Here is a 13,308-nt window from a genome sequence, read left to right on the forward strand (position 1 = left end):
AAATTATATGAGTATTCTGCAATCTTTCCATAATAGCTTTGTATCGGTTCATAAAGAAGGCTATCCTTTTATTGTAGCGTTTTTTGTTATTTCGCTCATTCTTGGTTGGATATGGAGTCCGTTGTTTTGGTTTGGTCTCATTCTCACGGTGTGGTGTGTATACTTTTTCCGTGATCCAGATCGTGTGATCCCTTTGAATTCAAATTGGGTTATGTCGCCTGCAGATGGGCGTATTTCATTTGTGGAATCATGTGTTCCACCTGAAGAATTAGGATTAGGGAAAGATGAAATGATCCGTATTTCCATTTTTATGGATGTTTTTTCATGCCATATTAATCGTATTCCTATCAGTGGTACAGTAGAGTCTATCGTTTATCAGCCAGGTCGATTTACTAATGCTGACTTTGATAAAGCTAGTCAGTTTAATGAGCGTAATGGGATGGTAATTGATAGCAAACATGGTAAAATCGGTATCGTACAAATAGCGGGAATGGTTGCACGCCGGATTGTTTGCTGGTCAAAAGAAAATGATGCCGTTATGACTGGTGAGCGATTTGGATTGATTCGTTTTGGTTCTCGCCTTGATATTTATATACCAACTGAAATGAAAGTGCGTGTTGCAGTTGGACAGACAGCAATTGCTGGAGAAACAGTTTTGGGTTCTTTTGATGATAAGAGTGCCACAACGGATTTCAGATACGATTAGGACTCACAATGAAAAATTTTTCGCCATTTTCTTCATTCAATCCTGAGGGGCAGCATGATGAAGGTGCAAATCGGCGGCGTTCACCTACATCGATGCGGTATGTCATTCCCAATATCATTACTATTTTAGCAATTTGTGCAGGGATGAGCAGTATTCGTTTGGCTTTTGAACATCGCTATGAAGCTGCTATTTTAATGGTGCTTTTGGCCGCAGTTTTAGATGGTGCTGATGGACGCATTGCCCGTTTAATAGATGGTAGTTCATCTTTTGGGGCACAGATGGATTCTCTTGCTGATGTTATAAATTTTGGTGTTACCCCTGCACTCATTGTTTATTCTTTTATCTTGAATCAAGCAAATCACATTGGTTGGGTTGCTGCTCTTGTTTATTGTGTTGCTTGTTGTTTGCGATTAGCACGTTTTAATGTGATGTTAGATAACCCCAATATACCTAAGTGGCAGAAAAGTTATTTTGTTGGTGTTCCAGCACCAGCAGGAGCATTACTCCTTTTATTGCCTACCTATTTAGGCACTCTTGGTTTGGTTCCCAATTGGGGGTGGGCATTATTTTTTAGTCTTTATACTGTAATTATTGCTTTTCTTTTGATTAGTCGTTTACCGGTATGGAATGCAAAAACAATTGATCAAAATTTAAGGCGCGATATCGTTATACCGTGCATGTTGGTCATTGTTATTTATGTCGGTTTTCTTGCGACTTACACATGGGAAACTTTATTGATTACAGCTGTTAGCTATATGATTTTTCTCCCCTGTAGTTTTATCGCTTATAATAAACGTGCTACTTTAGAAGAGAAAAAGGCTGATGCTAAAGCTATCCAAGAATCATAAAGTGCTTCATGCTTCTGTCGAAGAGCACAGAAAAAAGAGAGAGTCAAACGATTTACTTCTCATATGATGATCAATCAGGTATGTGATAATTTACAAACCGATTTTTATGGACATTAAAGAGTTTTCCAGTTTCCTTTAAATCAGGTGATAACAAATGTACGATCTTTTTTGCGACCTCTTGTGGTGAAGGCAGAGTTTGTGGATCTTCACCAGGCATAGCTTCAGCGCGCATGGCAGTGCGTGTGGCACCAGGGTTGACACAATTAATCTTAATAGGGGTTTGTTTGAGTTCTTCTGCCCAACAACGGGCAATCACCTCTAAAGCCGCTTTAGAGGCTGCATAAGCTCCCCAGAAAGGGCGCGCAGCATGCGCAACGCTTGAGGATAACAGGATGGCTCGTCCAGCATCAGATTCACGTAATAAAGGCTCAACGGCTTTCATTAAGCGCCATTGGCTGAAAAGATTTATTTGAAAAACATCTTCAAATACCGTGTTTTCTATATGCGCTATTGGTGAGAGTGTTCCAAGAATTCCTGCGTTTGCAACGATAATATCAAGTTTTTTCCAGCGTTTGGCAATTGAGATAGCAAGAGTATCGATGTTTTCCATATGATGCAAGTCAAGGGGAACAAGGGTTGCATGAGCTCCTTTTTCTCGGATTTGATTATCTAATTCAGTAAGTCCACTGACTGTTCGTGCAAGAGCAATAATATGAGCCCCGCGTGCAGCAAGCTCGAGTGCCAAATAATAGCCAATCCCTCTTGATGCGCCAGTAACAAGTGCCACACGCCCATGGAGACTAAAATCACATTTTGCCATCATTAATCTCTTGTTTTAAGAACAGATGATTGATGAATTTTGGAGAGATTTTCTTGATCAACCAGATGCGTAGGATAATATCCAGTAAAATAATGGTCAGTAAATTGTGGATCGGCGTTATTCCGTTTTTCCCCTGCTACAGCAAGATATAATCCATCCGTTGAAAGAAATTCTAATGAATCCGCTCCAATAAAATCACACATAGATTTTAAATCTGGATATTGATTTGCTAAAAGATTTTCAGCTTTAGGTGTATCAATACCATAAAAGTCAGGATAAAAAATCATAGGGCTAGAAATGCGCATATGAACTTCTTTTGCTCCTGCATCGCGAAGCATTCGTACAATTTTAAGGGATGTTGTTCCACGTACAATAGAGTCATCAACCAGAATAACACGTTTTCCTTCAATCACAGGACGGTTTGCCGAATGTTTTAACTTGACGCCAAAAGCACGAATTTGTTGTGTTGGTTCGATAAAAGTGCGGCCAACATAGTGATTACGAATAATACCAAGCTCGAAGGGAATTCCAATTTCTTGTGCATAGCCAATTGCGGCAGGCGTTCCTCCATCAGGAACAGGAACCACAACATCACCCTCACAAGGGGCTTCCTGTGCTAAATGGATTCCCATATTTTTGCGTGTTGTATAAACACTACGTCCTCCAACGATTGAGTCTGGGCGGGCAAAATAAACATATTCAAACAAGCAAAGTTTTTCTGGTTTTGTATTTTCTGGTTTTATAATTTTTTTCGTAATTTCCCCATTTTTTTGTATTTCACATATGATGATCTCTCCATTTTTAACATCACGGACATATTTTGCTCCAATAATATCAAGAGCACAAGTTTCAGAACAAAAGATAGGCTTACCATCAAGTTCCCCCATCACGAGAGGTCTAATTCCTGTTGGATCGCGTGCCGCAATAAGCTTTGTACGTGTGAGCGCTAACATAGCATATCCACCTTCTACTTGCCGAATCGCATCAACAAAACGATCAGAGGACGATTCATAACGTGAGCGGGCAATAAGATGGAGAAAAACTTCTGAATCTGACGTTGATTGACAGATAGCACCAGAAGCGATGAGTTCACGGCGTAATGTGAGACCATTGGTAAGATTACCATTATGTGCAATAGCAATACCTCCAACTTTCAATTCAGCAAAAAGGGGTTGAACATTGCGTAATGCCACTTCTCCAGTTGTTGAATAACGGGTATGTCCAATAGCACGATTTCCTGGTAAGCGCGCAAGTGTTGCAGGGTTTGTATAGTGATCACCAACAAGACCTAAATGCTTTTCTTGATGAAATATTTTATTGTGGTAAGAAACAATCCCAGCTGCTTCTTGCCCACGATGCTGAAGTGCGTGGAGTCCAAGAGCTGTTAATGTTGCGGCATCTTCATGCCCAAGAATACCAAAAACTCCACATTCTTCATGAAGGGTATCATCATCTAATGAAAATTCTTGACAGAAAACATCGCTTTTTATCATCATATTCTTTCAGTTGTGATATGGAGGAATCATTAATATCACATTGTACATCATTTAGTTCTCTTTCCTCATGAAAAACTATTCTCTATTTTTTAAAATTATCTTTTCATGAGAGTGTTGCTCATACGTATGTTTATTGCTGTCTTTAAACAAATTTTCAGCCTTTTCGAGAACAGATCCAATATCTTTTGGGAGTATTTCCCAAACTTTTTGTCCCAATGAATCTAAAATGGGTCTTGTTTTTGCATTTTTTAACCAATTCGCTTGAAGCTCGGGTTTAATCAGTGCATTAATCAGCAACATACCGATGACCATGATAAGTAAACCACGAAGTGCTCCAAAAATAAAACCAATAGCACGGTCAAGGATACCAATTCGACTATCAATAATAAAATCAGAGATCTTCATTGTAATAATTGAAGTAATAATGAGAACAATAATAAAAATTGTGACCAATGTTGTGATCAATGCGATCATTTTATTAGAGAGATATTGTTCAAAGAAAGGTAAGACAGGTTTGAATAAAAACAGTGTCGTAACAGCTGCAACTGCCCAAGAAATCAACGATAACACTTCACGTGAAAATCCTCGAAGCATAGCAAGAAAAGCGGACAACAGGATGATTACTACGACAATTCCATCAAGGATTGTTATGATCATTTGTTTGTTCCTTATACATAAAGTTGCGTTCTTTTAAGTCTGTGTGCAAATATATTTTTTGTTATGCCATTTTTTGTTCTTATAGCAAGGATCTTTTGTATGTTATAGAGTTTTTTCTATATTATCATATCTGTGGTGCAGATCATTTTTTACTTACGGTAAGAGTAGCAACGAGTTCGGGAAGGTCGGAGAAAGTTTTTTGTTTAAAGTTGAGCGACTTCATCATTTCGGTTGTTGTTGTGGGATGAAAGGCTCCTTGAAAGCCGAGTTTTTTGGCTTCATTTATGCGCTGTGCTGAATGTGCAACAGCGCGGGTAGCTCCTGAAAGACTGACTTCACCAAAATAGACATAATCCGTTGGCAATGCGATATTGGCAAGAGAAGATACCAAAGCAGCGGCTACAGCTAAATCAGCAGCGGGTTCTGATATGCGATAGCCACCTGCCACGTTCAGATAGACATCATGCTGTCCAAAACGAATGCCACAATGGGCTTCTAAAACGGCAAGAATCATAGAAAGACGATTTCCATCCCATCCGACAACCGCACGTCTTGGTGTCCCAAGGGAAGAAGGAGCAACAAGCGCTTGAATTTCTACGAGTATCGGGCGTGTTCCTTCCATACCGGCGAAAACAGCAGCGCCTGGGGCTTTTTCATTACGTTCTCCTAAAAACAATTCGGATGGATTTATCACTTCGCGTAATCCTTTATCAGACATTTCAAAGACACCAATTTCATCTGTTGGTCCGAAGCGATTTTTTACAGTTCTAAGAATGCGATAATGATGTCCTCCTTCACCCTCAAAATAGAGAACGCCATCAACCATATGTTCAACGACCCGAGGACCAGCAATTTGTCCATCTTTTGTAACATGCCCAACAAGAACAACGGCGGCTCCTGTTTTCTTGGCAAAGCGGATCATTGCCTGAGCACCGATACGTACTTGTGTGACAGTGCCAGGTGCTGAATCTGCTGTATCTGACCATAGGGTTTGAATCGAATCGATAATCACCATATCAAGGTTTTTATGTTCGCTTAAGGTTGCCAGAATATCTTCAACATTGGTTTCAGCAGCAAGTTTCACCTCTGTATTGTTAGCTTCAAGCCTTTGTGCGCGCAGACAAATTTGCGCAATAGCCTCTTCACCTGAAACATAGATGACATTATATCCTTTACGTGATAAAGCAGCAGCTGTTTGTGTCAGCAATGTTGATTTACCAATACCCGGATCACCTCCAACAAGGAGTGCCGATCCACGGACAAAGCCCCCACCGGTAACACGATCAAGTTCCGCAATACCAGAATAAATACGTGGAGCATCTTGGATATCTCCAGAAAGAGATGTAAGGGCAACGATGCGTCCTTTACGCGTATTCTGCTTAGGACCACTTCCTATGCCGCCATTTATATTTTCTTCGATAAGGGAATTCCATTCTCCACAAGCACTACATTTTCCTGCCCAACGAGAATGGACAGTTCCACAATTTTGACAGATAAATTGAATACGATTACGCACCATGTTGATTTAACCAATTTGCTCTGGAAGATAATTGCTATCGGCAAGATCACTGAATCGTGTGAAATCAGATTGAAAGGCAAGGGGCACGATTCCTGTCGGTCCATGGCGCTGTTTTGCAATAATAACATCAGCTTTTCCAAAAGCTTTATCCATTATTTCTTGCCATTTTGTATGTTCCAAGCTACCTAGTTTTGGTTCTTCATTTTTGAGATAATATTCTTCGCGATAGACAAACAGAACGATGTCGGCATCTTGCTCAATTGAACCAGATTCACGTAAATCTGAGAGCTGTGGACGTTTATCTGTTCTATTTTCTACTTGACGTGAAAGTTGAGAGAGAGCGATAATAGGAATATTCAATTCTTTTGCTAATGCTTTTAATCCTGTGGTAATTTCTGTGATCTCTTGAACACGATTTTCTGATGAACGCTTTGAACTGCTTGTCATGAGTTGGATATAGTCAATAAACAAGATATCTAAACCATGTTGCCGCTTGAGGCGCCGCGCACGAGCAGCTAATTGCGTAATTGATATTCCCCCAGTTTGATCAATATAAAGTGGTGCCTTTTGTAGTTGGTTCACCGCACGAATAATTTTTGAAAATTGTTCATCTGAAATATTACCACGCCGAATATCAGAAGAAGAGACTTCTGTTTGTTCAGAAATAATACGGGTTGCAAGCTGTTCGGATGACATCTCAAGTGAGAAGAATCCCACAATGCCGCCTTCATTTTCTTGGATATTGGCATTACGATTATAAGCATTAGCAATATTAAAGGCAATATTGGTAGCCAGTGAGGTTTTACCCATACCAGGGCGCCCCGCAAGGATAATTAAGTCAGATGCTTGTAATCCTCCCATTTTTTCATCAAGTGTTTTAATATGGGTGGCTATCCCTGATAATTGTGAAGAGCGCTTTTTCGCAGCACTTGCCATATCGATAGCTTTTTTAATAGCCTCATTAAAATTTTCAAATCCACCTCCATATTTCCCTTTTTCTGCTAGCTCAAATAACTGATTTTCAACAGTTTCAATTTGTTGGGTAGGCGTGAGTTCTACAGGAGCATCAAAGGCTGTATTGACAACTTGAGTTCCAAGGTTAATCAAAGACCGTCGGATAAAAAGATCGTAAATGACGCGTCCATAATCTTCAGCGTTAATAATAGTGACTGCCTCTGTGGCTAAGCGAACAACATATTGGTATACAGTAATATCTCCAATTTTTTCTTCCATTTGGATATAGGGCTTGATTGTAACTGGATCTACACGTTTTCCTGTTTTAATAAGGTGAGATAAAACATGATAAATTTTTTGATGCAATGGTTCAAAAAAATGTTCTGGTTTTAGAAAATCTGAAACGCGGTCAAGAGAATCATTGTTGATAAAGATGGCACCAAGCAATGCCTGTTCAGCTTCAATATTATGCGGAAGTTGCCGAAAAGAAGGAGAATCTTCTTTCTTTGAAGAGCTGACATTAACAACGTTAGTTTCTTCCATAATATTTTTCCACTAAAATTCTAAGTCTAGCTACTTTAGGCGATAAATTGAAAATCGTATAATTAAAAGAATAGAGCGACAAATCTTCATTTTAAGTTAAAATTATATAATTTTTTAAAACTCTCTTTTCGTTCCTCATTTATCATTTGTGTATTATTTATATAACGTCTATCTATTTTATTTTATAATATGTGATTTTAAAGTGGAAGTTTTGCTACTCTAAATTTAAGTATTTTTAAGTTACTTAACCTTAAAATTCCAATATCTGTGTAAGTAGAATTATTTTTTTATAACTGAAATTATTTCAGATCATGTGAGGATATAATCAACTTAACGCTCATACAAACTTTAGCCTTAAGGGTAGGACTTTAAATTATTTTTGCTTTATATGCTGGAAGACAAAAGACATTTCCTCTTAGTGATATTATCATTCTCGGCATATAATGCCTTTAAATAATATATTTCTAATTCTTTCATAAAAATTAGATTATTTATGTACGATAGCCATAAAATACTCACTTTTAAAGTGTGAGTATTTTATGAACAATATTTAAAATGGAATAAAAAATATAAAACACAAAGAAAAAATAGCAATTAAGCTTCTTGATGAGAACTGTTTATATCGTTGTCATTAATTTCTTCTGCCAATAATTCTTCCTGACTTTCTTCTAATAATTCTTCTTGAATATTATATATTTCTTTAGCCGAAGTGAGAGTTTCACCTTCTGCTTGGCGTTGTGCTTCACTGGTAGAACGGGCAACGTTAATAATCACAGAAATTTGAACCTCTGGATGTAAGCTAAGAGTGATAGTGTGAAGACCGATCATTTTTATTGGATGATTAAGTTCGATTTGATTTCTTCCAATAGAAAAGCCTTCATCTGTTATGATTTCAGCAATATCACGTGTTGACACAGAACCATAAAGTTGTCCCGTTTCACCAGCAGAACGAACAACAATGAATGATTGTCCATCAAGTTTTTCAGCAATTTTTTGAGCTTCACTTTTGCGTTCAAGATTACGTGCTTCAAGTTGTGCACGTTGTACCTCAAAATGTTTTTTATTAGCTTCATTTGCGCGTAAAGCTTTACCTTGAGGCAAGAGAAAATTACGCGCATAACCATCTTTAACTGAGACAATATCACCCATCTGACCAAGACGAGGAATGCGCTCAAGTAAAATAATATCCATAGTTTTTCCTTTCGAACAAATAAATTTAGTGGAGTTTTTTGCGTGATTGAAAATTGTATTGAATAGCAGCCCAAATTCCCATCAAAAGCATCATGAAAACAATAGGTGGAGTAAAAACGATTGTAAAAATAGCAATATAAACAAGAGAAAGTATAATAATTCGACCGTTTACCCCTTTTGTAATATTGTGCAGATATGCTAGACCGCTAATTAATATGATGACAATGTATGCAGTGCTAAAGACACGGGTACTCAAGTTAAGAGAAGCGCTCAGCTCAATCATCGATGCTATGCAAACAATAATGAAAATAATAATTCCAGAAATTGGAAGGCGGAGAGTTTGGCTCCAATCATCACGGGGTCTTTTCAGCCATTTCATATGTTGTGCTGCTATCATGGAAAAGTAAAGGTTACCAATGAGAAAAACCAAACTATAAATAGTCAAAGAAAAAGCAGTAAAAGTTGCTGTATGCGTCATTAAAAGCTCACTAAAAGCGCGTATATCGGCTTCTTTTATTGACTGTGATTGTTGCAGAGTTTGTGCTATGTTTTCGGTGATTTTTTTTGCAATGACGGGTGTGGATGGACGGGTTTGAACATAGAGCCCAATGAAAGTTGCTATAAGAGCGATAAAATTAGTTAAATGAAAAATAACCGATGATAATGGATACCATATCAGTTCGTTTTCTTTTTGCGCTGGTCGTGCAAGCCCAAGAAGCCAAGAAGCATAGACAGCAGGAAGGAAAAATAAGAACATAGAGCCAAGAGCAATATAGGTATTAGTGGTTATGATAAGAACAACAGTGGCACTTATGAGGGCGATGAGACTGGCTAATGTTCCTTGACCGAACGCAACAATAAAAATTGGCAATGAAAGAAAGCAGCCAAGAAGAAGAGAAAAAAAGGGCGCGATATTTGCAACACTGATGATTGCCATTCCTATCACAACAGCAAATAATCCTGCCAAAATACCGGTTAATATCTCATAAGTACGATTTTTTTTCATTTATTGCTGTCCTGCTTTCTGCAGTTAGAGGCGTGTCAATACCCCAACTTTGACATTTAATAGCTTAACATAGGATACAACAAGCTATTTTTAACCATATAAGAAAAGCAACTGGAGAAACTCTCCAGTTGCATAGCGTATTGATCGCTTACTTTATAACGTACGGAAGTAAGCCTAAAAAGCGAGCACGTTTGATAGCATTAGCTAATTCACGCTGTTTTTTCTGACTAACAGCAGTAATCCGTGAAGGAACAATTTTCCCACGTTCGGAAATATAACGTTGTAACAACTTGATGTCTTTATAATCAATTTTGGGAGCATTGGTCCCTGAAAAAGGACATGTTTTACGACGACGATGAAAGGGGCGACGTGCAGAGTTTTGATTAGTATCAGTCATCATTCTACCTCTTCTATAGCATTTTCACGTTGACGACGTGGAAAACGAGGACGCTCTTCATCGTGTCCAATGTGACTATTGCGATCAAGGTGTGAGAGCATAGCAGATTTTTCTTTTTCGTGTTTTTCTACGCGAATGGTCATATAACGCAAAATATCCTCATTGATGCGCATCTGACGCTCCACTTCAGCAATTGCTGAAGCTGGTGCATCAATATTGACCAAGACATAATAAGCTTTACGGTTTTTACGAATACGGTAAGCAAGAGGACGAAGTCCCCAATTTTCTATACGCCCAACTTTTCCACCATGCGCTTCAATGACACCTTTGTAGAGACTCAAAAGTTCATCAACTTGCTGCGGTGCGATGTCTTGTCGGGCAAGGAACATATGTTCATAAAGAGCCATTGTTTTGCCTTTCTTCAATTAAATTTCACCGGCTTTAGCGCAAAGCCTCTGCGACTTGTCTTTTTTGGAAATCCAAAGAAGAAAGGACGCGTTTACAATTCGAGACATCTCAGAGCGGAGACACGGGAGGCCGGAAACATTGTATTTCCTACTGATATTTTACAGCCCTCCGTTCAACCTCCAGCTAAAGTGCCGGCAACGAACATTTCACATTTACAGGTTATCTTTTAAAATAGCAAGTTTATGCACATAAAAAAATTGATTTGTTAAATCTTGATATATTTCCTTCTTCTACAAAAAGATAATACTGTAATATAAAGGTAAAGGAGGGAAAAATGGACTTTTTAAACCAGATTGATGTTACACTCTTTGAAATGTTTGTCGGCAATCATCACGCTTGGTCGATTGTAGTTTTTTTTAGTATTTTTTGTGCAAAGTTTTTAATTTATATTATTCCTCTCCATCTTTGTGCGTTGTGGTTTTGTGGTGGGGAGAGGGAACGATGTGTCGTGCTAAGCATTTGCATGAGTATTTGTGCGGCTCTTTTCATAGGTTATCTCATTTCTCTTTTTTATTTTCATCCTCGCCCATTCGTGGTAGGGCTGACGACACCGCTTATTCAACATCGTGCGACAGCTTCTTTTCCTAGTAATCATGCCTTGACCATTGCATCTTATGCAGCTAACTTTTATTTTTACCGATACAAAGTTGCTTTTAAATTTGCTTCGGTATTTTTATGTTTGATCTGTTGGGCGCGCATCTTTGTGGGTGTACATTATCCCTTTGATATTTTAGCAGGTGCAATTTTAGGAAGTCTCATAAGTTTGGGTGTTATTCAGTTTATAGCACCCTATTTCCCTAAGTTTTTATATCAAATTCCGCCCTTAAAATATAATTTTAAGTGTGGTATTCGTTTTAAATAAAGGGCTTTATCTTGATTTGTGCGGATGAATAAGGTCAAAAGAAAATAATTTAATTGTACAGTTTTAGGAGTTGATAAATGGGTGCAGCTTTTATTTTTCCAGGGCAGGGGAGTCAACTTGTTGGTATGGGGAAGGCGCTTACAGAGCAATTTATTGCCGCACGGATGGTTTTCGAGGAAGTTGATGATGCTTTGGGTGAGAAATTATCAAAGATCATTTTTGAAGGACCAGCAGATGTTTTAACGTTAACAGCAAATGCACAACCGGCATTAATGGCTGTATCTATGGCTGTCATTCGTGTGATGAAACAATTAGGGCTTCGTATAGAAGAAAAGGTAAGATTTGTTGCTGGTCATTCTTTAGGCGAATACTCGGCTCTTTGTGCTGCTGGTACATTTACTCTCACAGATACGGCAAGACTTTTGCGTATTCGTGGCAATGCTATGCAGGCTGCTGTCGCGGTTGGTGAAGGTTCTATGGCAGCATTAATTGGTTTAGAAGAGCACATTGTGGAAGAAATTTGCGAAACTGTTTCTGGAGAAGGATTATGTCAGATTGCTAATGATAATGGTGGTGGGCAAATTGTTATTTCCGGTAAAGCAAAAGCAGTTGAGGCAGCGGTAGAGATTGCATCAACAAAAGGTGCAAAACGTGCACTTCTTCTTCCTGTTTCTGCACCTTTTCATTCATCTTTAATGCAACCTGCTGCTGATGCCATGAAGAAAGCACTTTTGACTGTTAACAAAATGTCCCCTATTGTTCCTTTGATTGCCAATGTTTCTGTTGCACCTGAGAGCAATCCAGAGCGTATTACTACTCTTCTTGTCCAACAAGTGACTGGGAGGGTGCGATGGCGTGAAACAATAGAATGGATCGCTGCTAATGGAGTTGATACGCTTTTTGAAGTTGGTTCTGGAAAAGTATTAACAGGTTTAACGCGTCGTATTAACAAAGATATAAAGGGGGTAACCATTGGAACAGTTGATGAAATAGAATCAGCGCTAGGTATGCTCGGCGTTTAATCTATAAGGAGTTAAAAGATGTTTAGATTAACAGGACGTAAAGCTCTTGTAACGGGGGCTTCGGGAGGAATTGGTGAGGCAATTGCACGCTGCTTTCATGCACAAGGAGCCATTGTTGGACTTCATGGAACACGCGAAGAAAAGCTTAGAGAAGTGGCGGCAGAATTAGGGCAGAATGTTTTTGTATTTCCCGCTAATCTTTCTGAACGCCAATCGATTAAACAATTGGCTGAAGTTGCAGAAAGAGAAATGGATGGCGTCGATATTTTGGTTAACAATGCGGGAATCACTAGGGATGGTCTTTTTGTGCGTATGCAAGATAAAGACTGGGATGATGTTTTAGAAGTTAACCTAACAGCTGCTTCTCTTTTGACGCGTGAATTAATACATTCTATGATGCGCCGCCGTTATGGAAGGATTATTAACATTACATCTGTTGTTGGTGTTGTGGGAAACCCTGGACAAACGAATTATTGTGCTGCAAAAGCAGGCTTGATAGGTTTTTCTAAAGCATTGGCACAAGAAATTGCTTCGCGAAACATCACTGTCAATTGTATTGCTCCAGGATTTATTAAATCCGCAATGACAGACAAGCTTAATGAAAAGCAAAAAGAAGCCATTATGGCTGCGATTCCGATGAAGCGTATGGGAAGTGGGCAAGAAATAGCCGCTGCTGCTGTTTATTTAGCAAGCGATGAAGCAGCCTATACGACAGGTCAAACACTCCATATCAATGGTGGAATGGCAATGATTTGAGTATTTATTTTATTCCACATTGATTTATGAGTTGTATTATTTTAGATAGTAACGATTGAAATG

General features: G+C 38.7%; 14 protein-coding genes. 5 read left to right on the forward strand and 9 right to left on the reverse strand.

Annotation, left to right across the window (positions count from 1 at the left end):
* Window positions 1–7 precede the first annotated feature (7 nt).
* On the forward strand, window positions 8–706 hold the full coding sequence (locus tag ACFILL_RS01970) for a phosphatidylserine decarboxylase (protein ID WP_273791087.1): 699 nt from the start codon (window positions 8–10) through the stop codon (window positions 704–706).
* Window positions 707–714: 8 nt separating this feature from the next.
* Window positions 715–1,554: a CDP-diacylglycerol--serine O-phosphatidyltransferase gene (gene pssA / locus ACFILL_RS01975; RefSeq protein ID WP_273791086.1), complete on the forward strand. Its 840-nt coding sequence runs from the start codon at window positions 715–717 to the stop codon at window positions 1,552–1,554.
* Between the two features lie 70 nt (window positions 1,555–1,624).
* Here pssA and ACFILL_RS01980 read toward each other — a convergent pair whose 3' ends face one another.
* From ACFILL_RS01980 to rpsF, 9 genes are all read right to left on the reverse strand, one after another.
* Window positions 1,625–2,374 carry an SDR family NAD(P)-dependent oxidoreductase gene (locus ACFILL_RS01980; protein ID WP_273791085.1) on the reverse strand — a complete coding sequence of 250 codons (750 nt, stop codon included), beginning with the start codon at window positions 2,372–2,374 and terminating at the stop codon, window positions 1,625–1,627.
* 2 nt (window positions 2,375–2,376) lie between these two features.
* Complete coding sequence (gene purF, locus ACFILL_RS01985) at window positions 2,377–3,870, reverse strand: amidophosphoribosyltransferase (protein WP_375630765.1); 1,494 nt, start codon at window positions 3,868–3,870, stop codon at window positions 2,377–2,379.
* Between the two features lie 75 nt (window positions 3,871–3,945).
* Window positions 3,946–4,527 (reverse strand): CvpA family protein, encoded by a 582-nt coding sequence (locus ACFILL_RS01990; RefSeq protein ID WP_273791083.1) that lies wholly within the window; start codon window positions 4,525–4,527, stop codon window positions 3,946–3,948.
* A 142-nt stretch (window positions 4,528–4,669) separates the two neighbouring features.
* Entirely contained in the window at window positions 4,670–6,046 is a 1,377-nt protein-coding gene (radA, locus tag ACFILL_RS01995) for a DNA repair protein RadA (protein WP_375630763.1), read from the reverse strand.
* Between the two features lie 6 nt (window positions 6,047–6,052).
* Window positions 6,053–7,543, reverse strand: coding sequence for a replicative DNA helicase (locus ACFILL_RS02000; RefSeq protein WP_273791081.1), 1,491 nt, complete (start codon window positions 7,541–7,543; stop codon window positions 6,053–6,055).
* Window positions 7,544–8,137: 594 nt separating this feature from the next.
* The gene (gene rplI, locus ACFILL_RS02005; RefSeq protein WP_273791080.1) at window positions 8,138–8,734 is read right to left on the reverse strand and encodes a 50S ribosomal protein L9; all 597 of its coding nucleotides are present in this window, start codon (window positions 8,732–8,734) and stop codon (window positions 8,138–8,140) included.
* 25 nt (window positions 8,735–8,759) lie between these two features.
* The gene (locus ACFILL_RS02010) at window positions 8,760–9,740 is read right to left on the reverse strand and encodes a hypothetical protein (RefSeq protein WP_375630761.1); all 981 of its coding nucleotides are present in this window, start codon (window positions 9,738–9,740) and stop codon (window positions 8,760–8,762) included.
* Between the two features lie 148 nt (window positions 9,741–9,888).
* Window positions 9,889–10,137: a 30S ribosomal protein S18 gene (gene rpsR, locus ACFILL_RS02015; RefSeq protein WP_012754957.1), complete on the reverse strand. Its 249-nt coding sequence runs from the start codon at window positions 10,135–10,137 to the stop codon at window positions 9,889–9,891.
* A complete protein-coding gene (gene rpsF / locus ACFILL_RS02020; protein WP_273791078.1) occupies window positions 10,137–10,544 on the reverse strand; it encodes a 30S ribosomal protein S6 in 408 nt (135 codons plus the stop codon). The genes rpsR and rpsF overlap by 1 nt, the downstream gene beginning before the upstream one ends.
* A gap of 335 nt (window positions 10,545–10,879) precedes the next feature.
* Here rpsF and ACFILL_RS02025 point away from each other — a divergent pair, with 335 nt between their 5' ends.
* From ACFILL_RS02025 to fabG, 3 genes are all read left to right on the forward strand, one after another.
* Window positions 10,880–11,467 carry an undecaprenyl-diphosphatase gene (locus ACFILL_RS02025; protein ID WP_375625018.1) on the forward strand — a complete coding sequence of 196 codons (588 nt, stop codon included), beginning with the start codon at window positions 10,880–10,882 and terminating at the stop codon, window positions 11,465–11,467.
* Between the two features lie 77 nt (window positions 11,468–11,544).
* Entirely contained in the window at window positions 11,545–12,489 is a 945-nt protein-coding gene (gene fabD, locus ACFILL_RS02030; RefSeq protein WP_273791076.1) for an ACP S-malonyltransferase, read from the forward strand.
* A gap of 18 nt (window positions 12,490–12,507) precedes the next feature.
* Window positions 12,508–13,245 (forward strand): 3-oxoacyl-[acyl-carrier-protein] reductase, encoded by a 738-nt coding sequence (gene fabG, locus ACFILL_RS02035; protein WP_273791075.1) that lies wholly within the window; start codon window positions 12,508–12,510, stop codon window positions 13,243–13,245.
* Window positions 13,246–13,308 lie beyond the last annotated feature (63 nt).

The organism is Bartonella sp. AP20NXHL (genome assembly GCF_042196165.1).
Lineage (GTDB): Bacteria > Pseudomonadota > Alphaproteobacteria > Rhizobiales > Rhizobiaceae > Bartonella.

Excerpts from the sequence above, each read along its gene's own strand:
- ACFILL_RS02010 (WP_375630761.1), bottom strand. The coding sequence starts at position 9,740 with ATGAAAAAAAATCGTACTTATGAGATATTAACCGGTATTTTGGCAGGA.
- purF (WP_375630765.1), bottom strand. The coding sequence starts at position 3,870 with ATGATGATAAAAAGCGATGTTTTCTGTCAAGAATTTTCATTAGATGAT.
- rpsF (WP_273791078.1), bottom strand. The coding sequence starts at position 10,544 with ATGGCTCTTTATGAACATATGTTCCTTGCCCGACAAGACATCGCACCG.
- fabD (WP_273791076.1), top strand. The coding sequence starts at position 11,545 with ATGGGTGCAGCTTTTATTTTTCCAGGGCAGGGGAGTCAACTTGTTGGT.
- ACFILL_RS02025 (WP_375625018.1), top strand. The coding sequence starts at position 10,880 with ATGGACTTTTTAAACCAGATTGATGTTACACTCTTTGAAATGTTTGTC.
- radA (WP_375630763.1), bottom strand. The coding sequence starts at position 6,046 with ATGGTGCGTAATCGTATTCAATTTATCTGTCAAAATTGTGGAACTGTC.
- ACFILL_RS01970 (WP_273791087.1), top strand. The coding sequence starts at position 8 with ATGAGTATTCTGCAATCTTTCCATAATAGCTTTGTATCGGTTCATAAA.
- rpsR (WP_012754957.1), bottom strand. The coding sequence starts at position 10,137 with ATGACTGATACTAATCAAAACTCTGCACGTCGCCCCTTTCATCGTCGT.
- rplI (WP_273791080.1), bottom strand. The coding sequence starts at position 8,734 with ATGGATATTATTTTACTTGAGCGCATTCCTCGTCTTGGTCAGATGGGT.
- fabG (WP_273791075.1), top strand. The coding sequence starts at position 12,508 with ATGTTTAGATTAACAGGACGTAAAGCTCTTGTAACGGGGGCTTCGGGA.
- ACFILL_RS01990 (WP_273791083.1), bottom strand. The coding sequence starts at position 4,527 with ATGATCATAACAATCCTTGATGGAATTGTCGTAGTAATCATCCTGTTG.
- ACFILL_RS02000 (WP_273791081.1), bottom strand. The coding sequence starts at position 7,543 with ATGGAAGAAACTAACGTTGTTAATGTCAGCTCTTCAAAGAAAGAAGAT.
- pssA (WP_273791086.1), top strand. The coding sequence starts at position 715 with ATGAAAAATTTTTCGCCATTTTCTTCATTCAATCCTGAGGGGCAGCAT.
- ACFILL_RS01980 (WP_273791085.1), bottom strand. The coding sequence starts at position 2,374 with ATGGCAAAATGTGATTTTAGTCTCCATGGGCGTGTGGCACTTGTTACT.